Source organism: Streptomyces sp. LHD-70 (genome assembly GCF_031157275.1).
Lineage (GTDB): Bacteria > Actinomycetota > Actinomycetes > Streptomycetales > Streptomycetaceae > Streptomyces.
This window is the reverse complement of sequence record NZ_JAVIFW010000029.1, coordinates 37,492-59,442: the sequence shown is the minus strand read 5'-3', so window position 1 is coordinate 59,442 and position 21,951 is coordinate 37,492. Positions and strand designations below refer to the sequence as shown.

The 21,951-nt window shown below is 69.3% G+C and carries 20 protein-coding genes; 10 read left to right on the top strand and 10 right to left on the bottom strand.

The features are described 5' to 3' along the window. The first annotated feature begins 112 nt into the window (after nucleotides 1-112). Nucleotides 113-580, top strand: a complete 468-nt coding sequence (locus RCO28_RS35490) for a MarR family transcriptional regulator (protein WP_308945490.1) — start codon at nucleotides 113-115, stop codon at nucleotides 578-580. Nucleotides 581-638: 58 nt separating this feature from the next. Continuing rightward, nucleotides 639-1,094, top strand: coding sequence for a GNAT family N-acetyltransferase (locus tag RCO28_RS35485; protein ID WP_308945489.1), 456 nt, complete (start codon nucleotides 639-641; stop codon nucleotides 1,092-1,094). Between the two features lie 193 nt (nucleotides 1,095-1,287). Here the strand turns inward: RCO28_RS35485 and RCO28_RS35480 are convergent, their stop codons facing one another. The 3 genes from RCO28_RS35480 to dnaB all read right to left on the bottom strand — a co-directional run bounded on the left by RCO28_RS35480 (nucleotide 1,288) and on the right by dnaB (nucleotide 4,790). Then, a complete protein-coding gene (locus RCO28_RS35480; RefSeq protein ID WP_308945488.1) occupies nucleotides 1,288-2,688 on the bottom strand; it encodes a serine hydrolase domain-containing protein in 1,401 nt (466 codons plus the stop codon). A gap of 41 nt (nucleotides 2,689-2,729) precedes the next feature. Then, nucleotides 2,730-2,951, bottom strand: coding sequence for a hypothetical protein (locus RCO28_RS39540; RefSeq protein WP_374991310.1), 222 nt, complete (start codon nucleotides 2,949-2,951; stop codon nucleotides 2,730-2,732). Between the two features lie 366 nt (nucleotides 2,952-3,317). After that, complete coding sequence (gene dnaB, locus RCO28_RS35470) at nucleotides 3,318-4,790, bottom strand: replicative DNA helicase (protein WP_308945487.1); 1,473 nt, start codon at nucleotides 4,788-4,790, stop codon at nucleotides 3,318-3,320. Between the two features lie 459 nt (nucleotides 4,791-5,249). Between dnaB and RCO28_RS35465 the strand changes: the two genes are divergently transcribed. Further along, on the top strand, nucleotides 5,250-6,587 hold the full coding sequence (locus tag RCO28_RS35465) for an MATE family efflux transporter (RefSeq protein ID WP_308945486.1): 1,338 nt from the start codon (nucleotides 5,250-5,252) through the stop codon (nucleotides 6,585-6,587). 218 nt (nucleotides 6,588-6,805) lie between these two features. On the opposite strand, the gene rplI is transcribed toward RCO28_RS35465, so the two are convergent. The 4 genes from rplI to rpsF form a co-directional block, all read right to left on the bottom strand. After that, nucleotides 6,806-7,252 (bottom strand): 50S ribosomal protein L9, encoded by a 447-nt coding sequence (gene rplI, locus RCO28_RS35460; protein ID WP_282536413.1) that lies wholly within the window; start codon nucleotides 7,250-7,252, stop codon nucleotides 6,806-6,808. Between the two features lie 18 nt (nucleotides 7,253-7,270). Then, a complete protein-coding gene (rpsR, locus tag RCO28_RS35455; protein ID WP_003949403.1) occupies nucleotides 7,271-7,507 on the bottom strand; it encodes a 30S ribosomal protein S18 in 237 nt (78 codons plus the stop codon). 62 nt (nucleotides 7,508-7,569) lie between these two features. Further along, nucleotides 7,570-8,175, bottom strand: a complete 606-nt coding sequence (locus RCO28_RS35450; RefSeq protein ID WP_308945485.1) for a single-stranded DNA-binding protein — start codon at nucleotides 8,173-8,175, stop codon at nucleotides 7,570-7,572. A gap of 75 nt (nucleotides 8,176-8,250) precedes the next feature. Continuing rightward, nucleotides 8,251-8,541: a 30S ribosomal protein S6 gene (rpsF, locus tag RCO28_RS35445; protein ID WP_016644628.1), complete on the bottom strand. Its 291-nt coding sequence runs from the start codon at nucleotides 8,539-8,541 to the stop codon at nucleotides 8,251-8,253. Nucleotides 8,542-8,806: 265 nt separating this feature from the next. Between rpsF and RCO28_RS35440 the strand changes: the two genes are divergently transcribed. The 3 genes from RCO28_RS35440 (at nucleotide 8,807) to RCO28_RS35430 (ending at nucleotide 11,513) form a co-directional block, all read left to right on the top strand. After that, nucleotides 8,807-9,121: a hypothetical protein gene (locus tag RCO28_RS35440; RefSeq protein WP_308945484.1), complete on the top strand. Its 315-nt coding sequence runs from the start codon at nucleotides 8,807-8,809 to the stop codon at nucleotides 9,119-9,121. A gap of 168 nt (nucleotides 9,122-9,289) precedes the next feature. Then, the gene (locus tag RCO28_RS35435; protein ID WP_308945483.1) at nucleotides 9,290-10,408 is read left to right on the top strand and encodes a peptidoglycan bridge formation glycyltransferase FemA/FemB family protein; all 1,119 of its coding nucleotides are present in this window, start codon (nucleotides 9,290-9,292) and stop codon (nucleotides 10,406-10,408) included. 73 nt (nucleotides 10,409-10,481) lie between these two features. Further along, nucleotides 10,482-11,513, top strand: a complete 1,032-nt coding sequence (locus RCO28_RS35430) for an alanine racemase (RefSeq protein WP_308945482.1) — start codon at nucleotides 10,482-10,484, stop codon at nucleotides 11,511-11,513. A 94-nt stretch (nucleotides 11,514-11,607) separates the two neighbouring features. On the opposite strand, the gene RCO28_RS35425 is transcribed toward RCO28_RS35430, so the two are convergent. After that, nucleotides 11,608-13,176 (bottom strand): glycosyltransferase 87 family protein, encoded by a 1,569-nt coding sequence (locus RCO28_RS35425; protein WP_308945481.1) that lies wholly within the window; start codon nucleotides 13,174-13,176, stop codon nucleotides 11,608-11,610. 179 nt (nucleotides 13,177-13,355) lie between these two features. Continuing rightward, a complete protein-coding gene (locus RCO28_RS35420) occupies nucleotides 13,356-16,091 on the bottom strand; it encodes a transglycosylase domain-containing protein (protein ID WP_308945480.1) in 2,736 nt (911 codons plus the stop codon). 401 nt (nucleotides 16,092-16,492) lie between these two features. On the opposite strand from RCO28_RS35420, the gene RCO28_RS35415 reads away from it, so the two are divergent. From RCO28_RS35415 to RCO28_RS35400, 4 genes are all read left to right on the top strand, one after another. Then, nucleotides 16,493-17,173, top strand: coding sequence for a PadR family transcriptional regulator (locus RCO28_RS35415; protein WP_308945479.1), 681 nt, complete (start codon nucleotides 16,493-16,495; stop codon nucleotides 17,171-17,173). Between the two features lie 53 nt (nucleotides 17,174-17,226). Further along, nucleotides 17,227-18,309 carry an inositol-3-phosphate synthase gene (locus RCO28_RS35410; RefSeq protein WP_308945478.1) on the top strand — a complete coding sequence of 361 codons (1,083 nt, stop codon included), beginning with the start codon at nucleotides 17,227-17,229 and terminating at the stop codon, nucleotides 18,307-18,309. A gap of 111 nt (nucleotides 18,310-18,420) precedes the next feature. Continuing rightward, the gene (locus tag RCO28_RS35405) at nucleotides 18,421-19,683 is read left to right on the top strand and encodes an MFS transporter (RefSeq protein ID WP_308945477.1); all 1,263 of its coding nucleotides are present in this window, start codon (nucleotides 18,421-18,423) and stop codon (nucleotides 19,681-19,683) included. 112 nt (nucleotides 19,684-19,795) lie between these two features. Then, a complete protein-coding gene (locus tag RCO28_RS35400) occupies nucleotides 19,796-20,263 on the top strand; it encodes a hypothetical protein (RefSeq protein ID WP_308945476.1) in 468 nt (155 codons plus the stop codon). 129 nt (nucleotides 20,264-20,392) lie between these two features. Here the strand turns inward: RCO28_RS35400 and RCO28_RS35395 are convergent, their stop codons facing one another. Further along, entirely contained in the window at nucleotides 20,393-21,859 is a 1,467-nt protein-coding gene (locus RCO28_RS35395; RefSeq protein WP_308945475.1) for a CCA tRNA nucleotidyltransferase, read from the bottom strand. Nucleotides 21,860-21,951 lie beyond the last annotated feature (92 nt).

The following is a 21,951-nucleotide window of genomic DNA, read 5'->3' as shown; positions in this document are numbered from 1 at the left end:
ACAATAATTGCAGACGCTCTTTAATTGCAAGCGCAGGCTATTTCACACGTGGTCTATCCTGGGCGTCAGCCGCGCCGGGACGGCGCCCCACTCAGGCAGGGAGGCAGGAGCCATGACAGCGACGGACCCCGCACTGACCGCTCTCTCACAGGGCTGGTGCGCCCTCTCCTTGCTCCACGGCAAGATCGACGCGCACATCGAGCGGGCTCTCCAGTCCAAGCACCAGCTGAGCGTCCGCGAGTACTCGCTCCTGGACGTCCTCGGCCGCCAGCACGACGGACCGGGCGGCCATCTCCAGATGAAGCAGGTCGCCGACGCGGTCGTGCTCAGCCAGAGCGCCACCACCCGCCTCGTCACCCGCCTCGAGGACCGCGGCCTGCTCTCCCGTTACCTCTGCCCGACCGACCGCCGCGGCATCTACACCGACGTCAGCGAGGCCGGTTCCCAACTCCTCGCCGAGGCCCGCCCGACCAACGACACCGCCCTGCGCGAGGCCCTCGACGAAGCCGCCGAGAACCCCGAACTGGCCCCGCTGGTCAGGGCAGTCGAGTCCCTGAACGCCCCGGCGACGGCAGCCTGAGGCGGCTGCCGCTCCGGCCCCTGGGGCGCGGCCCGGCCTGCGCGTAGGCTGCCGCCCCATGGGAGACCTCACGATCCGCCCCGCCACCGCCGACGACCTGCCGGACATCGTGGCCATGCTCGCCGACGACCCCCTGGGCGCCCAGCGCGAGTCCCCGGACGACCTCTCCCCGTACGAGCGGGCCTTCGCGCGCCTGGCCGGCGACCCCAACCAGCACCTGGTGGTCGCCGTACGCGAGGACCGGGTCGTCGGCACGCTCCAGCTCACGGTCATCCCCGGGCTGTCCCGGCGAGGCGCCACCCGCTCGATCATCGAGGGGGTACGCATCCACTCCGAGGAACGCGGCAGCGGTCTCGGCACGCTCCTGATCGAGTGGGCGGTCGATGAATCCCGGCGCCAGGACTGCCAGTTGGTCCAGCTGACCTCCGACGCCACCCGCATCGACGCCCACCGCTTCTACGAGCGCCTCGGCTTCGAGGCGTCCCACTTGGGGTTCAAGCTGCGGCTCGACTGAGGCGGGGCGGGGCGGCGGCATGGGGCGGCGTTGCGGGGCGGCCGGGCCGGGCGGCGTTGCGGGGCGGGTTCTGTAGGCGTCGGGCTCACGTTTCACGTGAAACACGAGCCCGACCGAGGGAGCCCGACCGAGGGAGCCCGACCGAGGGGAGCCCGACGGAGAGAGCCCGACAGACGCCTGGCCGCCCGCGCACTCAGCCCAAGCCGAACCAGCCCCGCGGGTCCACCCCGCCCGGCACCGGTGCCCCCGCCTCGTACGGCTCACGTGTGAAGACGAACGAGCCGAGGTCGAGATGGCTCACCGAGCCGTCCTCCCGCCGCACCGCACGCAGCGTCTCCCCCGCGTAGTACCCGTTGAGTCCGGTCCAGGTGCCGTCGACCTCCGCACGGAACCCGGCCGCGCGGCCGGTCCCCGAGAGCGGGCCGAGTTCGAGCCCGTCGTCTCCGCGCAGCCGCAGCCCGAAGGCGTGCGTCCCCCAGTACCAGGACCCCGCCAACTCCAGCACACCCTGGTCGACTTCGGCCGCAGGCCGCCAGGGCTCCGGGATGCGCGGTTCCGCCTCGATGACCGTCTGGACGAGCTCGGCCGCCAGCGTGCCGAGCAGCGGGCCCGAGGTGCAGTTGGCCAGGGCGACGGCCGCGACTCCCTCCTCCGCGCTGAACAGCAACCCGGCGAGGAACCCCGGCAGCGAGCCCATGTGCCCGGCCAGCGTCCGCTCCTCCAGGTTCAGCAGCTGCACGCCGAGGCCGTAATCCAGGTAACGGTCCCCCGCCTCGGGCGGCGCGGCCGGCGTACGCATCTCCCGTACGGACTCCGCGCTCAGCACCCGCTCGTCGCCCTGCGCCAGGAACACCGCGAAGCGCGCCAAGTCATCGGTGGTCGACCAGAGTTGACCGGCGGGCGCCATCAGGCCGAGGTCCTCCACCGGCTCGGCAAGGAGCACATCGGCCCAGGGGTGCACGGCCAGCCCCTGCGCGTACGGCGCCTTCGGCTGCGCACTCGTGCGGTGCAGCCCGAGCGGCTCGAGCACCTCCGTACGCAGCACCTCCTCCCAGGGCGCACCGCGCAGCTCCTCCACGAGTGAGCCGAGCAGGGTGTAACCGGGGTTGGAGTAGTGGTGCCGCCGCCCAGTCGGGTGCCGGAGCGGCTCCTCGCCGAGCACGTCCGCGAGCTCGGGGCGCACGGTGCCGGGCGTCCTCTCCCACCAGGGCGAGGGTGCCTCGGCGGCCAACCCGCCGGTGTGGGCAAGCAGTTGGCCTACGGTCACCTCGTCGACGCCCGCGCAGAGTCCCGCGCTCGGCAGGTGCTTGGCCAGGGGGTCGTTGAGGTCGAGCAGGCCCTCGTCGCGCAGCCGCAGCACCAGGACGGCGGTGAAGGTCTTGGTGATCGACCCGATGCGGTACTGGGTGTCGGCGTCCGGCACCTGCCCCGCCACGGAACCCCGCCCCCCGCGCCAGACGATTTTCCCGTCCCGTACGACGGCGGCGACGAGCGAGGGCGCCCGGCCCTCCGACTGTGCCGTGGCGGTCCGGTGGAGCAGGGCGCGGCGCGTGGAGGGAAGCAGCTCCGCGAATGCGAGGTCGTCGAAAGTCATGCCCCCAGTTCACCGGCAGGTTCGGGGTTCAGTCGAGCGGATTACGCCTGCTGCCCCCTGTCGCCGTGCTCGGGCAGCTCGTCGCTATGCGCGGGCGCCACGTCGCCCTGTGCCGAAAGCACATCGCCCTGCGCGGGCAGCAAGGGGAACAACCGGCTGATGAGCGCGACCCGTCGCACTCCTTCCGGCCGGGCCAACGGGCGCTGCTCACGGTCCTGACAGGGCACGAGCGCCTGCCGGATCGCGTCGGCCACCCGGCTCATCTCGTCCAGCGTCAGATAGGCGACGACGCCGAAGGCCTCATCGCGGCGCCAGCCCTCCGGTGCCTCGCCACCTCGTCACGCCGCCAGCCCTCCAGCGCCTCGCCCCTCGGTCTGAGCCTCCGCTGCCAGCTCTCGCCCTCCAACCCCCGGGCCAGATCGCCGAATTGCTCCTGCGCCAAGCCCTCGTCGGCGGGGGCAGCACTCCGGCTCCGCAGCCGCCAGGGCCCAGCGCGGCCGCCGCCGTGGGGCGCTTCCGAAGCGGAGCGATGCTCGGTGCGCCGCATCACCGAGATCGGGCGCCGGGCCCGCCAGGAAGCGGAGTTGGAGCGGGTCCCGCCTTCCGGCAGGGAGCGCTGAACCGATCCATCAGGTCTGCGCCATGTCCACGAAGCGCGAGTAGTGGCCCTGGAAGGCGACCGTGATCGTGGCCGTCGGGCCGTTACGGTGCTTGCCCACGATGATGTCCGCCTCGCCCGCGCGCGGCGACTCCTTCTCGTACGCATCCTCGCGGTGCAGCAGGATGACCATGTCCGCGTCCTGCTCGATGGAGCCGGACTCACGCAGGTCGGAGACCATCGGCTTCTTGTCCGTGCGCTGCTCGGGGCCACGGTTCAGCTGCGAGAGCGCGATCACCGGGAGCTCCAGCTCCTTGGCGAGGAGCTTGAGGTTTCGCGACATGTCCGAGACCTCCTGCTGGCGGCTCTCGGCACGCTTGGAGCCGCCGGACTGCATCAGCTGGAGGTAGTCGATGACGACGAGCTTCAGGTCGCTGCGCTGCTTCAGGCGGCGGCACTTGGCGCGAATCTCCATCATCGACAGGTTCGGGGAGTCGTCGATGTAGAGCGGGGCGGCCGAGACGTCGGGCATCCGGCGGGCGAGGCGGGTCCAGTCCTCGTCGGTCATCGTGCCGGAGCGCATGTGGTGCAGCGCCACCCGCGCCTCGGCGGAGAGCAGACGCATCGCGATCTCGTTGCGCCCCATTTCGAGCGAGAAGATCACGCTCGGCATGTTGTGCTTGATGGAGCAGGCCCGCGCGAAGTCGAGCGCCAGCGTGGACTTACCCATGGCGGGACGGGCGGCGATGATGACCATCTGGCCCGGGTGCAGGCCGTTGGTGAGCTGGTCGAGATCGGTGAAGCCCGTCGGCACACCGGTCATCTCCCCGGAGCGGGAGCCGATCGCCTCGATCTCGTCGAGCGCGCCCTCCATGATGTCGCCGAGCGGCAGATAGTCCTCGGTGGTGCGCTGCTCGGTGACCGCGTAGATCTCGGCCTGGGCGCTGTTGACGATCTCGTCGACGTCGCCGTCGGCCGCGTATCCCATCTGCGTGATGCGTGTGCCGGCCTCGACCAGGCGGCGGAGCACGGCACGCTCGTGGACGATCTCCGCGTAGTACTCGGCGTTCGCCGCCGTCGGGACCGTCTGGACCAGGGTGTGCAGATAGGAGGCGCCGCCGACCTTGGTGATCTCGCCGCGCTTGGTGAGCTCGGCCGCCACGGTGATCGGGTCGGCGGGCTCGCCCTTCGCGTACAGATCGAGGATCGACTGGTAGATCGTCTCGTGCGCTGGCCGGTAGAAGTCGTGGCCCTTGAGGACCTCCACGACGTCGGCGATGGCGTCCTTGGAGAGGAGCATGCCGCCGAGCACCGACTGCTCGGCGTCCAGGTCCTGCGGGGGCACGCGCTCGAAGGCCGAGCCGCCGTCCCACGGGCCGTCCCCGCCTCGGTCGTGCTGGTCGTCGCGGCCGCGGCCGCCGTCCCTGCGCTGGCGGGTGACGGGCAGCCGGTCACCGGGACCGCTGTCGGCCCAGGGGCCTTCCAAGGGCTCGGAAACAGTCACCGGGCCACCTCCTCCCGTCCGCCGAGCGGACCTCGCCGTGCCACTCTTTCTACGGCACGGCACTGACAAACCAGAGAGCCAACTCCGCTTCTGTCGCGTTGGTTATGCGGGGGTTTCCTGGAGCGGAAAACGGGGCGGGCGCCGGACCACGGTAGGCCCGCGGGCACCGTCAGCCAATCTGGTTATCCACAGGCCCTGTGGATGAAGGACCCGATGCTGTGGAGAACTCGCCGAATCCTGTGCACGACCCGGTGGACAGCGCTGTGAACAAGCCCTCAGGCCTCCCGAAGAACAGGCACTGACCTGGGCTTTTGTTGTCCCCCGGCTGTGCATAGGAAAAAGTTCTGGAACCGGGCCAAGATCAGGGCGACCGACGCCGCGCGACGACCCCGGCCAGCACGGCCGTAAGGGTCAGAATCACATTGCGTCCATTACCTGTGGAAGATTACATTGGAGCCCATGACTCAGGCTCCTTCCACCCCCAAGGCCGTCCGCAGACGGCACGATCGCGAGATCGTCTCGCTCGCCGTGCCGGCCTTCGGAGCGCTGGTCGCCGAGCCCCTCTTCGTCATGGCCGACACCGCCATCGTCGGCCACCTCGGCACGGCCCAGCTGGCCGGCCTCGGCGTAGCCTCCGCCCTCCTGATGACGGGCGTCAGCATCTTCGTCTTCCTCGCCTACGCGACGACGGCCGCCGTCGCCCGCAGGGTCGGCGCCGGCGACATGCAGTCCGCGATCCGCCAGGGCATGGACGGCATCTGGCTCGCCCTGCTCATCGGCATCGCGGTCGTCGCCATCATCGTGCCGACCGCCCCAGCCGTCATCGACCTCTTCGGCGCCTCCGCCACCGCGGCCCCGCACGCGATCACGTATCTGCGGATCTCCGCCATCGGCATCCCCGCCATGCTCGTCGTCCTCGCCGCCACCGGTGTCCTCCGCGGACTCCAGGACACCAAGACCCCGCTCTACGTCGCCATCGCCGGCTTCGTCGCCAACGCCCTGCTGAACGTCGGCCTCGTCTACGGCGCCGGGCTCGGCATCGCAGGATCCGCCTGGGGCACGGCCATCGCGCAGGTCGGCATGGCGGTCGCGTACCTCGTCGTCGTGGTCCGCGGGGCCCGACGCCACCACGCCTCGCTGCGCCCGGACGCCGCCGGAATCCGCGCCTGCGCCCAGGCCGGGGCCCCGCTCCTCGTCCGTACGCTCTCGCTCCGGGCGATCATGATCATTGCCACCGCGGTCGCCGCGCGCCTCGGGGACGCCGACATCGCCGCCCACCAGATCATCCTGACCCTGTGGAGCCTGCTCGCCTTCGCCCTGGACGCGATCGCCATCGCCGGGCAGGCGATCATCGGCCGCTATCTCGGCGCGGGCGACACCGACGGCGCCCGCGACGCCTGCCGTCGCATGGTGCAGTGGGGTGTCGCTTCCGGTGTCGTGCTGGGGCTCCTTGTGGTCGCCGCGCGGCCGGTCTTCCTGCCGCTGTTCACCAGCGACACCTCGGTCCAGGACGCCGCGTTCATCGCCCTGCTCGTGGTGGCCGTGTCCCAGCCGGTCTCCGGTGTCGTCTTCGTGCTCGACGGTGTACTGATGGGCGCGGGCGACGGCCCGTATCTGGCCTGGGCGATGCTCGCCACGCTGGCCGTCTTCACTCCGGTCGCCCTGCTCGTACCGTCCTTCGGCGGTGGACTGACCGCGCTGTGGGGGGCGATGGCGCTGATGATGGCGGTGCGGATGATCACCCTGTGGCTGCGTGCCCGCTCGGGGCGCTGGATCGTCACGGGCGCCACACGCTGACGTTTCACGTGAAACAGCGACGCACCCGGCCGAACTCCCGCCGCTTCACGTGAAACAGCGCCGCACCCGGCCGAACTCCCGCCGCTTCACGTGAAACAGCGCCACACCGGCCGAACGTCCCGCCCCGCCTCCAACCCCTCGTACAAACAAAAGAGTTGGGCCCGCACCCCGAAAGGTGCGGGCCCAACTCTTCGACTCAGCAATGCCGAGCGCGACGCTTACGCGGCGACGACCTCGATGTTGACCTTGGCGGCCACCTCGGGGTGCAGGCGCACGGACGTCTCGTGGGCGCCCAGCGTCTTGATCGGCGAGCCCAGCTCGACGCGACGCTTGTCGATCTTCGGGCCGCCGGAGGCCTCGATCGCCGAAGCGACGTCAGCCGGGGTGACGGAACCGAAGAGGCGACCGGCCTCGCCGGAGCGGACGGCAAGGCGAACCTTGACGGCCTCGAGCTGGCCCTTGATCTGGTTGGCCTGCTCGATGGTCTGGATCTCGTGGATCTTGCGAGCGCGGCGGATCTGCGCCACGTCCTGCTCGCCGCCCTTGGTCCAGCGGATAGCGAACTTCCGCGGGATCAGGTAGTTGCGAGCGTAACCGTCCTTGACGTCGACGACGTCGCCCGCGGCACCGAGGCCGGAGACCTCGTGGGTGAGGATGATCTTCATGTTTCGGTCACCCTTCCCTTATCGCGCGGTGGACGTGTAGGGCAGCAGCGCCATCTCACGGCTGTTCTTCACAGCCGTAGCGACGTCACGCTGGTGCTGGGTGCAGTTGCCGGTCACGCGGCGGGCACGGATCTTGCCGCGGTCGGAAATGAACTTCCGCAGCATGTTCGTGTCCTTGTAGTCCACGTACGTGACCTTGTCCTTGCAGAAAGCGCAGACCTTCTTCTTCGGCTTGCGCACAGGCGGCTTAGCCATGGTGTTTCTCCTGTGTGATCAAGAAGTGTGGATGCGAGCCACGCCCCGTGAGGGAGCGATCCCTAGAAGGGGGGCTCGTCCGAGTAGCCGCCGCCGGAGCCGCCGGAGCCGCCGGAGCTTCCGCCCCAGCCGCCACCGCCGCCACCCTGCTGACCGCCGCCGGCTGGCGCACCGGTCGCCCAGGGGTCGTCGGCGGGAGCACCGCCGCCACCCTGCTGCTGACCGCCACCGGGGCCTCCGCCCCAGCCGCCACCGCCGCCGCCCTGCTGGGCACCGCCGCCGTAACCACCCTGGCCACCGCGACCGCTGGTCTTGGTGACCTTGGCCGTTGCGTTGCGCAGGCTGGCGCCGACCTCGTCGACGTCCAGCTCGTAGACCGTGCGCTTGATGCCCTCGCGGTCCTCGTACGACCGCTGCTTCAGACGGCCCTGCACGATGACGCGCATGCCGCGCTGGAGCGACTCCGCGACGTTCTCCGCCGCCTGACGCCAGACCGAGCAGGTCAGGAACAGGCTCTCGCCGTCCTTCCACTCATTGGTCTGCCGGTCGAAAGTGCGGGGAGTGGACGCGACACGGAACTTCGCGACCGCCGCACCGGAGGGGGTGAAGCGCAGCTCGGGGTCGTCGACAAGATTGCCGACGACCGTGATGACGGTCTCGCCTGCCATGGGGGTACCTCTCGGCGGGTTTGCTGCTGGCTGCTTGCTGCTACTCGAATCCCGGATACCGCTGAGCTAAGAAGCTCAGTGCATCTCGGGACGGAGGACCTTGGTCCGGAGGACCGACTCGTTCAGGTTCATCTGGCGGTCGAGCTCCTTGACGACCGCAGGCTCGGCCTGCAGGTCGATGACCGAGTAGATGCCCTCGGGCTTCTTCTTGATCTCGTACGAGAGACGACGACGGCCCCAGGTGTCGACCTTCTCGACCTTTCCGTTGCCCTCACGGACGACGGAGAGGAAGTTCTCGATCAGCGGGGAGACAGCGCGCTCCTCGAGATCGGGGTCGAGGATGACCATCACCTCGTAGTGACGCATGTAGAACCCACCTCCTTTGGACTCAGCGGCCACGGTCGTTCCGTGGCAGGAGGGTCGTGATGCGTACGCAACGGTATCGGCCACCACTGACAATCGGCTCCCGCGAACGGGGCGCGTGCTGTGGCCTGGGCAGACACCGGTGCAGACGGTACAGAGTACCCGCACGTCGCCTTCCGGTTGAAATCAAGAGGTCAGGGGCCGCAATCTGTACACATCGGGTGTCCATGGCGCTACGATGCGCCGCCCTCTTGCCAGGAGGTGCCTCATGGCACAGGCAATGCGCAGGAACACGGCAAGCTCCCTCCTCGCCACGGACGGGAAACCACACCCCGTCCAGGACACGCTCCTCGCCGTGACGCTGATCCTCGGGCTCGTCGCCTTCGTCACGGCGATGTTCCACCACCTGCATCTGCTCAGCTCCTGGGCCGGGCTCGTGGGGATCATCACGGGCGGGTACGGGCAGTACATCAGCGAGACCACGCGCGAACGCTTCCTGATGGTGATCGGGCTCGGCGCCGCGGCCATCGGCTTCTTCCTGGGCATGGCGCACGGCGGGCTGTTCGGGGGACTCTTCGGCTGACGCCCCGACAGAACGCAGGCTCGGGCTGCCCGGGAAACTCCCCGGGCAGCCCGAGCCTGCGTATACGGCCATACGGCCAGTCGGGGCGCTCCCCGGGCGCAGTAGGCTTCGGCGGGTGAGCCGGAAGCCCCTGCCCCATGGGGACACACCAGCCGAGGAGCGCCCCGCATGAGCCTGACCCTGAGGACCATCAGCCGAGAGCAGCATCTGGAGTACATCCAGAGCCTGCCGTCGGCTAGCCACTGCCAGGTCCCGGCGTGGGCTGATGTGAAGAACGAATGGCGCTCCGAGTGCCTGGGCTGGTTCGACAAGGCCGGTGAGCTGGTCGGCGTCGGCCTGGTGCTCTACCGCCAGCTGCCCAAGATCAAGCGCTACCTCGCGTACCTCCCCGAGGGCCCGGTCATCAACTGGCATGCGCCGAACCTCGAGGACTGGCTGAACCCGATGCTGGCGCATCTGAAGCAGCAGGGCGCGTTCTCAGTGAAGATGGGCCCGCCGGTCGTGATCCGCCGCTGGCAGGCGCCGTCCATCAAGAAGGGCATCCAGGACCCTGACGTAAAGCGTCTGCGGGACGTCGAGGCCGATGTGATCGAGCCGCGTGCGTTTGAAGTCTCCGACCGGCTGCGGAAGTTGGGCTGGCAGCAGGGCGAGGACGGCGGCGCCGGCTTCGGTGACGTACAGCCGCGCTATGTGTTCCAGGTGCCGCTCGCCAACCGCTCGCTCGACGAGGTGCAGAAGAGCTTCAACCAGCTCTGGCGGCGCAACATCAAGAAGGCCGACAAGGCCGGCGTCGAGGTCGTCCAGGGCGGCTACGACGACCTTCCGGTCTGGCAGGAGCTGTACGAGATCACGGCCGAGCGTGACCGGTTCCGGCCGCGTCCGCTCAGCTACTTCCAGCGGCAGTGGAAGGCCCTCAACGCCGAGGACCCCAACCGCATGCGGCTCTACATCGCCAAGCACGAGGGCGAGCCGCTGGCCGCGGCGACGATGCTGACCGTCGGCAGCCACGTCTGGTACTCGTACGGCGCCTCCGTGAACCACAAGCGTGAGGTGCGGCCGTCCAACGCGATGCAGTGGCGGATGCTGCGGGACGCGTACGCGCTCGGCGCGAGCGTCTACGACCTGCGTGGCATCTCCGACACCCTGGACGAGACCGACCACCTCTTCGGCCTGATCCAGTTCAAGGTCGGCACCGGCGGCGAGGCCGTCGAGTACATCGGCGAGTGGGACTTCCCGCTCAACAAGGTGCTGCACAAGGCGCTCGAGATCTACATGTCGAAGCGCTGACCGAGCACAATTACCCCCACACTCCAAAGACCGCAGACACATACGGCACACAAGAAAGGTTCCGGGACCGGCCATGGCGCTCACGCTCTACGTCGACACCACGCGCTGGCGGGCACACCACAAGCAGGTGCTCGAACAGTTCCCGGGACTCGTGCCCGTCTGCAAAGGCAACGGCTACGGCTTCGGGCACGAACGGCTCGCGGATGAGGCGACCCGCTTCGGCTCCGACATGCTCGCCGTCGGCACGACCTACGAAGCGGCCCGCATCAAGGACTGGTTCAGCGGGGACCTGCTCGTCCTCACACCGTTCCGCCGGGGCGAGGAGCCCGTTCCGCTGCCGGACCGTGTGATCCGCTCGGTCTCGTCCGTGGAGGGCGTGCACGGCCTGGTGGGCGCCCGGGTCGTCATCGAGGTCATGAGCTCGATGAAGCGGCACGGCGTCAGCGAGCAGGAGCTCGGGCAGCTGCACGCGGCCATCGAGGACGTACGCCTGGAGGGCTTCGGCATCCATCTGCCCCTCGACCGCACCGACGGCTCGGACGCCGTCGAGGAGGTCATCCTGTGGATGGACCGGCTGCGCGCGGCCCGGCTGCCGCTGCACACCATGTTCGTGAGCCACCTCTCGGCGCACGAACTGGCCCGGCTGCAGCAGCAGTTCCCGCAGACCCGCTTCCGCGCGCGCATCGGTACGCGGCTCTGGCTGGGCGACCACGATGCGACCGAGTACCGCGGCTCCGTCCTCGACGTGACCCGCGTCGCCAAGGGCGAGCGCTTCGGCTACCGCCAGCAGAAGACCGCATCGGACGGCTATCTGGTCGTCGTCGCGGGCGGTACGTCGCACGGCGTGGGCCTGGAGGCGCCGAAGGCGCTGCACGGTGTGATGCCCCGCGCCAAGGGTGTGGCCCGCGCCGGCCTCGCCACGGTCAACCGGAACCTGGCGCCCTTCGTCTGGGCGGGCAAGCAGCGGTGGTTCGCGGAGCCGCCGCACATGCAGGTGTCGATCCTGTTCGTGCCGTCGGACGCGCCGGAGCCGAAGGTCGGCGAGGAGCTGGTGGCCCATCTCCGGCACACCACGACGCAGTTCGACCGCCTGGTCGACCGCTGATCATCCGAGTACGACGAAGGGCCGGCCGCGGACTCCGCGACCGGCCCTTCGCTTGTGCCTTGCGCTGACAGCGCCGGTCCAAGTTCAGCTTCGCCTAGTTTCGCTCAGGGCGAACGTCCCCCGCGGCGCTCTGCTCGGCGCCCCAGGCGACGTACGGACCGCTGCTCACCGTCGCTGCGGCGTGCCGGGGCGGGTGGGCCGCTCTGCCCAGGACGAGCGCGTCGGGCGCCCGGTCGAGGACGCCGCCCGAGGGGTCGTCGGAGCCGTCGCGGCGGACCACGTCCCGCTCGGGCATCAGGATGTCGCGTACGACCACGGCGCAGAGGTACAGCGTGCCCAACAGGTGCGCCAGGATCGCGAGTTGGTAGCCCTCCTGCGGGAGGCCCTGATGCTGGTCGCCGCTGGTCGTGTAGGCGAGGTAGAACCAGATCCCCAGGAAGTAGACGACCTCTCCGGCCTGCCAGATCAGGAAGTCCCGCCAGCGCGGCCGGGCGAGCGCGGCGAGCGGGATCAGCCAGAGCACGTACTGCGGTGAGTAGACCTTGTTGGTCAGGATGAACGCGGCGACGACGAGCAGGGCGAGCTGGGCGAAGCGGGGCCTGCGCGGGGCAGTCAGGGTGAGCGCGGCGATACCGAGGCAGGCCAGGGCCATCAGAAGCGTCGCGAGGGTGTTGACGGTGTCGGTGTCGAGCGCGTTGTCGCTGCGCTGCTGCAGGATCAGCCAGAACGAGCCGAAGTCGACGCCGCGTTCCTGGCTGAACGTGTAGAACTTCTTCCACCCGTCGGGCGCGAGCAGCATCACCGGCAGGTTGACGACCAGCCAGGAGCCGGCCGTCCCGGCGGCCGCGGCCAGGAACTCCCGCCACTTCCCGGCCCGCAGGCACAGCACGAGCAGCGGCCCGAGCAGCAGTACGGGATAGAGCTTGGCGGCGGTCGCGAGGCCGAGGAGCACACCGAAAGCCACCGCCCGCCCCCGCGACCACATCAGCATGGCCGCCGCCGTGAGGGCGATGGCGAGCAGGTCCCAGTTGATGGTCGCGGTGAGCGCGAAGGCCGGGGCGAGCGCGACGAGGAGGCCGTCCCAGGGGCGGCGGCGGTGGGTACGGGTGACGCAGACCGCGATGACGACGGCGCACACCATCAGCATCCCGGCGTTCACCAGCCAGTAAATCTGCTCACGGTGCTGAATCGTGCCGCCGTCGGGCACGACCCAGGAGGCCACCTCCATGAAGACCCCGGTGAGGACCGGGTACTCGAGGTACTCCATGTCCCCGGAGAGCTTGTCGAAGTACGGCACGAGGCCTTCGGCGAAGCCGCGTCCGGCGAAGAGGTGCGGGATGTCGGAGTAGCAGGCGTGCGTGTACTGCGAGCCGGAGCCGTAGAACCACGCGCCGTTGTAGCAGGGCAGCTTCTGCACCATGCCGAGCGCGAACATCCCGATGGCGACGAGCGCGATGACCCGCACCGGGGTCCACCACCCCGCCCCGAACAGCACCCTGCGCCCCAGCGGCCCACCGATCAACTCGCTGCCCGCCCGGGCGACTTCGTCCTGTCTGGTGGGTGCGACCACCGGGGCGGGCCCCGTGGATTCGAGGGCGGACGCACCGTCCCCCTGGGGCTGCGAGTGCGGCGCGCTCGGGTTCGGGCTCGTGCTGCTCGTCATGGGCTCATCCTGCCGTACGGGCCTGGGGACATGCGGAGGGCCGCCGCACCCTGGGGTGCGACGGCCCTCGTTTCACGTGAAACACGCGTCCGCGTCGGGTCGGCTTTCAGCGTCCGTGTCGGGTCGGCCTTTCAGTGGCCGCGGAGGCCGGTCCTCCGGTCGTCAGCGGCCGCGGGGGGCTACTCCTCCGGTCGGCCGGCCGGGCCGCCGAAGAATCCGCCTCCGCCGTTGTCCCCACCGTCTCCGCCCCCAGTGGGCGGTTCCGGAGTGGTGGTTTCGCCGCCGGTGGCGCCGCCGTTGGCCCCGCCGGTGTCCGTACCGCCGTCGGTCGTGCCGCCGTTCTGGTTGCACTTCCAGTCGAACGGGTCGCAGGTCTCGCCGGGGCTCGGCTCGCCGCTGGGCGAACCGGAGGGGTCCGGTTCCGTCGGTGTGGCCGTGGCGCTGTCCTCCGGGTCCGCCGTCTCGGTCGGGGAGGGCGGTGCGGTCGGCTTGCCGACGATCTCGCCGATCTTCTCGGCCTCCGGGAAGGGCTCAGGCGTGGTGCCCTTCATGGCGGCCTTCATGTAGTCCTTCCAGATCTGCGCCGGAATGTCACCACCGTGAATGGACGGCACACCACCGGTGCCGTTCATGGACAGCAGCTCGCCTTCCTTGGGATCCGTACGGAAGAGCGTCACGGAGGTCGAGAGTTCCCGGGTGTAGCCGACGAACCAGGCCGACTTGTTCTTGTCGGTGGTACCGGTCTTGCCGGCCACGGGGAAGCCGATGTCGGCGATCTTCTTGCCGGTACCGGTCTTGATCACGTCCTGCAGGACGTCGGTGACGTTGTTGGCGACCTTGGCGTCCATCGCCGATTCCCGCTTGGGCTTCTCGAATTCGTCGAAGTGCGTTACTTCGCCGTTCTTGGTGAGCGTCACCTTGGACACGGAGTACGGCTCGTAGTGCGCACCCTCGGCCGCGAACGTGCCGTACGAGTCGGCCATCCGGATCGCGCTCGGCGTGGACGTACCGAGGGAGAACGAGGCGTTGCCCAGGTTCCCCTTGTCGAAGCTCTCCTCCAGGATGCCGGTGCGCTTGGCAAGGTCCCGCTGCTTGGAGAGGCCCACATCGATGCCGAGCTGCACGAACGGGGTGTTGATGGACTGCTCCATCGCCTTGCGGAGCGTGACCTTGCCCCACATCCGGTCGCTCTCGTTCTTCTGCCGGAACGGATTGCCCTCGGCGTCCTTGATCGGATCGCCGTTCTGATCGTTGATGATCAGCTGGTCGTCACCGTTGTAGAGGCTCTCCGGCGACAGGGGCGTCCCACCGCTCTCGACCGTGCCCTCCTCCATGGCGGACGCGAGCACATATGGCTTCCAGGTCGAACCGACCGGCACACCACGGGTGTTGGCGTTGTTGGTGTAGTGCCCCTTGTCCATGCCCTCGCCGCCGTACAGCGCGACGATGGCTCCGCTCTTCGGGTCCACGGAGGCCGCGCCGAACTGCACGAACTTGTCTCTGGACCGTTTGTCGGGATCGAGGAAGGCCTTCTTGGTCTTCTCGACGGACTTCTCCATCTGCTTGACCCTCGTCTTGTCGAAGGTCGTGTGGATCTTGTATCCGCCCTGCTCCAGCTCCTCCGGGGAGATTTTGAGCTTGGTGGTCACATAGTCCTTGGCCGTGTCGACGAGGTAGCCGGTCTGGCCGGACAGCGAGGACTTCTGCTTCGTGAGCTTGGGGAACTTGGTGACCTGGTCCCGCTTTGACTTGTCCAGGTTCCCGGTCTCGACCATCCGGTCGAGGATCCACTCCCAACGCGCGTGCGCCCGCTTGGTGTTGGCCTTGGCCGTCGCGTTGGCGCCGACGCCGCCGTCGGGGTTGTAGAGGTTCGGGCCCTTGAGGACGGAGGCGAGGAAGGCGCTCTCGCTCAGGGACAGCTTCTCGGCGTCCTTGTCGAAGTACGCCTGCGCCGCCGACTGGATGCCGTAGGCGTTGCGGCCGTAGTACGCGGCGTTCAGATAACCGGCGAGGACATCGTCCTTCTCCATCTCCGCGCCGACCTTTATGGAGATGAACAGCTCGCGCGCCTTACGCGTGAGGGTCTGGCTCTGGTCCAGGTAGGTGTTCTTCACGAACTGCTGCGTGATGGTCGAGCCACCCTGGGTCTCGCCGCCGGTCGCCATGTTGAACACGGCGCGGCCGATACCCATCGGGTCGATACCGCTGTCCTCGTAGAACGTGGCGTTCTCGGCCGAGATGACCGCATTGCGCATGTTCTCGGGAATCTGGGAGATCGGAACGATCTGCCGGTTTTCGGTACCACCGGTCGCCGCCATCTGTGTGTCGTCGTCCCAGTAGAAGACGTTGGTCTGCGCCTCCGCCTTCTTCACGTCCGGGATCTCCACCAGGGCGTACGCGATGCCTCCCGCGAGCATCATCGCCGCGCAGAACGCGACAAACGTGCCCGTGACCTGCTTCCAGGACGGCACGAACCTGCGCCAGCCGAGCTTGCCGGCCCGCGGGTAGTCGATGATCCGCCGCTTGCCCGGAGGCACGGCACCCCGGCCGCGGCCCGGACCACCGGCGCCGGGACCACCCGGCCCACCGGGACCGCCGCCACCGCGACGGCCGCCACCGCCCCCGACGGCTCCGCGCCCCGCTCCGGCGCCGGCTGCGGCGCCGACTGCGGCGCCCTCGGCCGCGCGTCGGCGACCTCCGCCGGAACGCTGCGCTGCACGCCGGGCCGCGGCCCGGCCCTCGTACGGCTGCTCCTGTCCGGCGGACGACGAGCCTTGCGACTCGTACGAACCGGAAGGAGACCCTGTGGCACTCCGCGGTGCTGCGCGCCGACCGGAGGATCCGGTGACGCCGCGCCTGACCGCGGCACGTCCGCCGCCCTGCGACTGCGGCGGTTTGCGACGGTGCTCGCTCATCGAACGACTACTCCTCGGGCAGGCGCGAAGTCGCGCGCCTGGAAGCGGCAGGTGATTTCCGGTCCCCCCGAAGCACGGACGCGTCCCGGAAGGATCTCGTCCGCACTACACCAGGGACGACGACGCCGTTTGGCGCCTCGTGGTTCCCGGTGCTCTGCATGGCGCACACACTACGCACCGCCAAAACCCTCCTAGCCCTGAAGTTCACCCCAAATCAGGCAACTTGCTTCCCACGAATCAGTGATGTGACGCCGTTCACCGTGACCCCACTTGCTGCCTTCGGAGGGCCGTTCTATCGTGCTGATGTATCGAGTCGATACATCAGCTCGGCATAAAGAGTCCCGGCACCACGAGTGCGGCACAGCGTGTGCGGCACGAAGAGTCGCGAGAGGAGGCGGACGATGAGCAGGCGCTCCGGCATCCTCGAGTTCGCCGTCCTGGGCCTGCTGCGTGAGTCCCCGATGCACGGATACGAGCTGCGCAAGCGGCTCAACACCTCACTCGGGGTGTTCCGGGCCTTCAGCTACGGGTCGCTCTACCCCTGCCTCAAGGCGCTGGTCGCGAGCGGCTGGCTGATCGAAGAACCGGGCAACCACCCGGAGGACCCCCTCGCCGCGCCCCTGGCCGGCCGCCGCGCCAAGATCGTCTACAGGCTCACGGCGGAGGGCAAGGAACACTTCGAGGAGCTCCTCTCCCAGACGGGCCCGGACGCGTACGAGGACGAGCACTTCGCCGCGCGCTTCGCCTTCTTCGGGCAGACATCGCGGGACGTACGCATGCGGGTGCTCGAAGGACGCAGGAGCCGGCTCGAAGAGCGGCTCGAGAAGATGCGCGCCTCCCTCGCCAGGACCCGTGAGCGCCTTGACGACTACACGCTCGAGCTGCAGCGCCACGGCATGGAGTCCGTGGAGCGCGAAGTGCGCTGGCTGAACGAGCTCATCGAGAGCGAGCGGGCGGGACGCGACCAGCAGCGGTCGGCCCCCGGCGGCTCGGCTCAGCAGGACACCTCAGGAAAAGCGGGCGGCCTGCCCCGGAACCGGGACAGCTCCCGGCCGGATCCGTCCGCCGACACCGACAAGTGAGGCAGCCCCGCGATCCGCGGGACCTCATCGAGAACGAACAGGGAGCAACCGGAATGGGTTCGGTTCGCGTAGCCATCGTCGGCGTGGGCAACTGCGCCGCCTCGCTGGTGCAGGGCGTCGAGTACTACAAGGACGCCGACCCGGCGTCGAAGGTCCCGGGCCTGATGCACGTCCAGTTCGGCGACTACCACGTCAAGGACGTCGAGTTCGTCGCCGCCTTCGACGTGGACGCGAAGAAGGTCGGCCTCGACCTCTCGGACGCGATCGGCGCCAGCGAGAACAACACCATCAAGATCTGCGACGTCCCGAACAGCGGCGTCCAGGTCCAGCGCGGCCACACCCACGACGGCCTGGGCAAGTACTACCGCCAGACCATCGAGGAGTCCGCCGAGGCCCCGGTCGACATCGTCCAGGTCCTCAAGGACCAGCAGGTCGACGTGCTCGTCTGCTACCTGCCGGTCGGATCCGAGGACGCGGCGAAGTTCTACGCCCAGTGCGCCCTCGACGCCAAGGTCGCCTTCGTCAACGCCCTTCCGGTCTTCATCGCCGGCACCAAGGAGTGGGCGGACAAGTTCACCGAGGCCGGCGTCCCGATCGTCGGTGACGACATCAAGTCGCAGGTCGGCGCCACCATCACGCACCGCGTCATGGCGAAGCTCTTCGAGGACCGGGGCGTCGTCCTGGACCGCACGATGCAGCTGAACGTCGGCGGCAACATGGACTTCAAGAACATGCTCGAGCGCGAGCGCCTGGAGTCCAAGAAGATCTCCAAGACGCAGGCGGTCACCTCGCAGATCCGCGACCGCGAGCTCGGCGAGGACAACGTCCACATCGGCCCGTCCGACTACGTCGCCTGGCTCGACGACCGCAAGTGGGCGTACGTCCGCCTCGAAGGCCGCGCCTTCGGCGACGTCCCGCTGAGCCTTGAGTACAAGCTCGAGGTCTGGGACTCCCCGAACTCGGCCGGCGTGATCATCGACGCCCTGCGCGCCGCGAAGATCGCCAAGGACCGCGGCATCGGCGGCCCGATCCTCTCCGCGTCGAGCTACTTCATGAAGTCCCCGCCGGTCCAGTACTTCGACGACGAGGCCCGCGAGAACGTCGAGAAGTTCATCAGCGGCGAGGTCGAGCGCTGACCTCTGAGGCCTTACGCATCCACGGCCCACGCCCCGGATGCTCAGGTTCCTTGATCGCAGGCCCCCGGGAAATCCCCCCGGGGGCCTGCGCGTTGTGTGAGGCTTGGCGCCATGGCCGTCGTACGTGATCTGCGCGTACTAGTGCGCTTCCGGGACTTCCGGCGCCTGCTCGCCGTACGCCTGCTGTCCCAGGCGGCCGACGGGGTCTACCAGGTGGCGCTCGCCACGTACGTCGTCTTCTCGCCGGAGAAGCAGGCCTCGCCCGCCGCCGTCGCCTCCGCCATGGCCGTGCTGCTCCTGCCGTACTCCGTCGTCGGCCCGTTCGCCGGCGTCCTCCTGGACCGCTGGCCACGGCAGCGGGTCTTCCTCTACGGCAATCTCCTGCGTGCGGTCCTCGCCTGCGCCACCGCCCTGCTGATCCTGGGCGGCGTCCCCGACTGGCTGTTCTACGCCTCGGCCCTCTGCGTCACGGCCGTCAACCGCTTCGTCCTCGCGGGGCTCTCCGCCGCGCTGCCCCGCGTGGTCGACGCCGAGCGGCTCGTCATCGCCAACTCCCTTTCCCCCACGGCCGGAACGCTCGCCGCGACCGTCGGCGGCGGCCTCGCCTTCGTCGTACGCCTGGCGGGCTCCGACTCCGACGCCCTCGTCGTCCTCCTCGGCGCCGCGCTCTACCTCTGCTCGGCCCTCGCCGCGCTGCGCATCCCGCGCACCCTCCTCGGCCCCGACCCGGACGAGGTCCAACCGCACCTCGGAGCGGCCCTCGCGTCCACGGCCAGGGGACTGATCGACGGCGTACGGCACCTCGCCGCCCCCGAACGGCGGCCTGCGGCAAGGGCACTGGGGGCGATGACCCTGATGCGGTTCTGCTACGGCGCGCTGCTCGTGATGGTCCTGATGCTGTGCCGGTACGCCTGGTCCTCGGACGAGGCCGGCGGGCTCGCGCTGCTCGGCCTGGCCGTCGGCTTCTCGGGCGCGGGCTTCTTCGCCGCGGCCGTCCTGACGCCGCTGGCCGCCGAGCGGTTCGGGCCGCGGGGCTGGATCGCGGTGTGCGCGGGCGCGGCCGCCGTCCTGGAGCCGGCCCTCGGCCTGCCCTTCGCCCCGGTCCCGATGCTGATCGCCGCGTTCGTCCTCGGCCTGGTCACCCAGGGCGCGAAGATCGCCACGGATACGGCAGTCCAGTCCGCGGTGGCCGACGCCTACCGTGGCCGGATCTTCTCCGTTTACGACGTGCTGTTCAACGTCGCCTTCGTGGGCGCGGCAGGAGTGGCCGCCCTGATGCTCCCGCCGGACGGGAGGTCGGTGGTGCTGGTGGTGGCGGTGGGTCTGATGTACGCGGGGATTGCTGGGCTTATGTCCCGAAATGGCCCTCAGTAAATGTCACATCAATGACACAGACATGACCCGGGGTTCTGGGGCGCAGACGCGGGCGGATAGCTTTTCGTTCGTCAACTACGCGCCAAGTCTTTCCAGTTCTAGGGGGAACCCAGTGACCACTCCGCCGCCTCAGGGTCAGAATCCGTACGGCCAGCCCCAGGGCGGGAACCCCTACGGCGGGCAGGCCCCGCAGGGCTACCCGCAGCAGCAGCCCTCGCCGTACATGCAGGGCGGCCCGGCCGCGCCGCCGCCGCCGGCCAGCAACAAGTCGAAGCTCGCCACCCCCAAGAACATCGCCATGGCCGTGATCGTCGTGGCGATGATGATTGTCGGCGGGATAACCAGCCTCAACGACGCTGAGGCGGCCGAGGTCGGCGACTGCATGAGCGTCGAGGACGAGGCCAGCACCACGGACCCGGGCCTTGAGGTGGTCGACTGCAGCGACTCCAAGGCGAAGTACAAGGTCGTGGACAAGAAGGACGGCACCACGGCCACCTGCACCGCGGGCAACTCGCAGTACACGCAGAGCGGCGGCAAGAGCGAGTCCTTCACCCTCTGCCTGGAGGACTACACGCCGTAAGCCACGCGGCCGACCGGCCCCAGGGGGCGCTGTTTCACGTGAAACAGCGCCCCCTCTGCGTACGTCCGGTCATGCCGAAGGGGTCGTGTTTCACGTGAAACACGACCCCTTCCCCGGCTTCCGGGCGGCTCAGTCCTGCTGGGCCCACCACTCCTTGAGCGCGGACACCGCCGCGTCCCGCTCCATCGGCCCGTGCTCCAGGCGCAGTTCGAGCAGGAACTTGTACGCGCTACCGATCACCGGGCCGGGGCCGACGCCCAGGATCTCCATGATCTCGTTGCCGTCGAGGGCGGGGCGGATGGCGTCCAGCTCCTCCTGCTCCTGCAGCCGCGCGATCCGCTCCTCCAGGCCGTCGTACGCCCGCGAGAGCGCACTCGCCCTGCGCTTGTTGCGCGTCGTGCAGTCCGAGCGGGTCAGCTTGTGCAGCCGGTCGAGGAGCGGGCCCCCGTCGCGTACGTAGCGCCGTACCGCGGAGTCCGTCCACTCGCCCGTGCCGTAACCGTGGAAGCGGAGGTGCAGCTCGACCAGGCGGGAGACGTCCTTCACGAGCTCGTTGGAGTACTTGAGCGCGGTCATGCGCTTCTTCGTCATCTTGGCGCCGACCACCTCGTGGTGGTGGAAGGAGACCCGCCCGTCCTTCTCGAAGCGCCGCGTCCTCGGCTTGCCGATGTCGTGCAGCAGCGCCGCGATCCGCAGCGTGAGGTCCGGCTCCCCGTCCTCCAGGGCGATGGCCTGCTCGAGCACGATCAGGGAGTGCTCGTAGACATCCTTGTGCCGGTGGTGCTCGTCGCTCTCCAGGCGCAGCGCGGGCAACTCCGGCAGGACGTGGTCGGCGAGGCCCGTGTCCACGAGGAGAGTGAGGCCCGTGCGCGGGTTCGCGGAGAGCAGCAGCTTGTTCAGCTCGTCCCGAACCCGCTCGGCCGAGACGATCTCCAGGCGCTCCGCCATGGCCGTCATCGCGGCGACCACCTCGGGCGCCACCACGAAGTCCAGCTGCGCGGCGAACCGGGCGGCCCGCATCATCCGCAGCGGGTCGTCCGAGAAGGACTCCTCCGGCGTGCTCGGCGTGCGCAGCACGCGCGCAGCGAGGTCGTCGAGGCCGCCGTGCGGGTCGATGAACTCCTTCTCGGGCAGCGCCACGGCCATCGCGTTGACGGTGAAGTCCCGGCGCACGAGGTCCTGCTCGATGGAGTCGCCGTAGGACACCTCGGGCTTGCGGGAGGTGCGGTCGTACGCCTCGGAGCGGTACGTCGTGACCTCGATTTGGAAGTCCTGCTCGGCGTCCCCGACCCTGGCCTGCTTCTGGCAGCCCACCGTGCCGAAGGCGATCCCGACCTCCCACACCGCGTCCGCCCAGGGCCGGACGATCTTCAGTACGTCCTCGGGGCGGGCGTCGGTCGTGAAGTCCAGGTCGTTGCCGAGCCGGCCGAGCAACGCGTCCCTGACCGAGCCGCCGACGAGGGCGAGCGAGAACCCGGCGGCGCGGAAGCGCTCGGCGAGCTCGTCGGCTACGGGGGACACGCGCAGCAGCTCGCTCACCGCGCGGCGCTGCACCTGGCTGAGGGCACTGGAGTTGTCTTCATTGGCGTTCGGCACAACAGAAAAGGGTACGGGGCCTGAGCTGCGCCAGCTTCCCCGTTTTCCGGTGGTCCGCCTCACCCGCCCCGGCTCCCCCGTCCCCCACGCAC

Bases quoted from the DNA above. Each gene is read 5' to 3' on its own strand.
- RCO28_RS35490 (WP_308945490.1), top strand. From the start codon at position 113: ATGACAGCGACGGACCCCGCACTGACCGCTCTCTCACAGGGCTGGTGC.
- RCO28_RS35485 (WP_308945489.1), top strand. From the start codon at position 639: ATGGGAGACCTCACGATCCGCCCCGCCACCGCCGACGACCTGCCGGAC.
- RCO28_RS35480 (WP_308945488.1), bottom strand. From the start codon at position 2,688: ATGACTTTCGACGACCTCGCATTCGCGGAGCTGCTTCCCTCCACGCGC.
- RCO28_RS39540 (WP_374991310.1), bottom strand. From the start codon at position 2,951: ATGAGCCGGGTGGCCGACGCGATCCGGCAGGCGCTCGTGCCCTGTCAG.
- RCO28_RS35465 (WP_308945486.1), top strand. From the start codon at position 5,250: ATGACTCAGGCTCCTTCCACCCCCAAGGCCGTCCGCAGACGGCACGAT.
- rplI (WP_282536413.1), bottom strand. From the start codon at position 7,252: ATGAAGATCATCCTCACCCACGAGGTCTCCGGCCTCGGTGCCGCGGGC.
- rpsR (WP_003949403.1), bottom strand. From the start codon at position 7,507: ATGGCTAAGCCGCCTGTGCGCAAGCCGAAGAAGAAGGTCTGCGCTTTC.
- RCO28_RS35450 (WP_308945485.1), bottom strand. From the start codon at position 8,175: ATGGCAGGCGAGACCGTCATCACGGTCGTCGGCAATCTTGTCGACGAC.
- rpsF (WP_016644628.1), bottom strand. From the start codon at position 8,541: ATGCGTCACTACGAGGTGATGGTCATCCTCGACCCCGATCTCGAGGAG.
- RCO28_RS35440 (WP_308945484.1), top strand. From the start codon at position 8,807: ATGGCACAGGCAATGCGCAGGAACACGGCAAGCTCCCTCCTCGCCACG.
- RCO28_RS35435 (WP_308945483.1), top strand. From the start codon at position 9,290: ATGAGCCTGACCCTGAGGACCATCAGCCGAGAGCAGCATCTGGAGTAC.
- RCO28_RS35430 (WP_308945482.1), top strand. From the start codon at position 10,482: ATGGCGCTCACGCTCTACGTCGACACCACGCGCTGGCGGGCACACCAC.
- RCO28_RS35425 (WP_308945481.1), bottom strand. From the start codon at position 13,176: ATGACGAGCAGCACGAGCCCGAACCCGAGCGCGCCGCACTCGCAGCCC.
- RCO28_RS35420 (WP_308945480.1), bottom strand. From the start codon at position 16,091: ATGAGCGAGCACCGTCGCAAACCGCCGCAGTCGCAGGGCGGCGGACGT.
- RCO28_RS35415 (WP_308945479.1), top strand. From the start codon at position 16,493: ATGAGCAGGCGCTCCGGCATCCTCGAGTTCGCCGTCCTGGGCCTGCTG.
- RCO28_RS35410 (WP_308945478.1), top strand. From the start codon at position 17,227: ATGGGTTCGGTTCGCGTAGCCATCGTCGGCGTGGGCAACTGCGCCGCC.
- RCO28_RS35405 (WP_308945477.1), top strand. From the start codon at position 18,421: ATGGCCGTCGTACGTGATCTGCGCGTACTAGTGCGCTTCCGGGACTTC.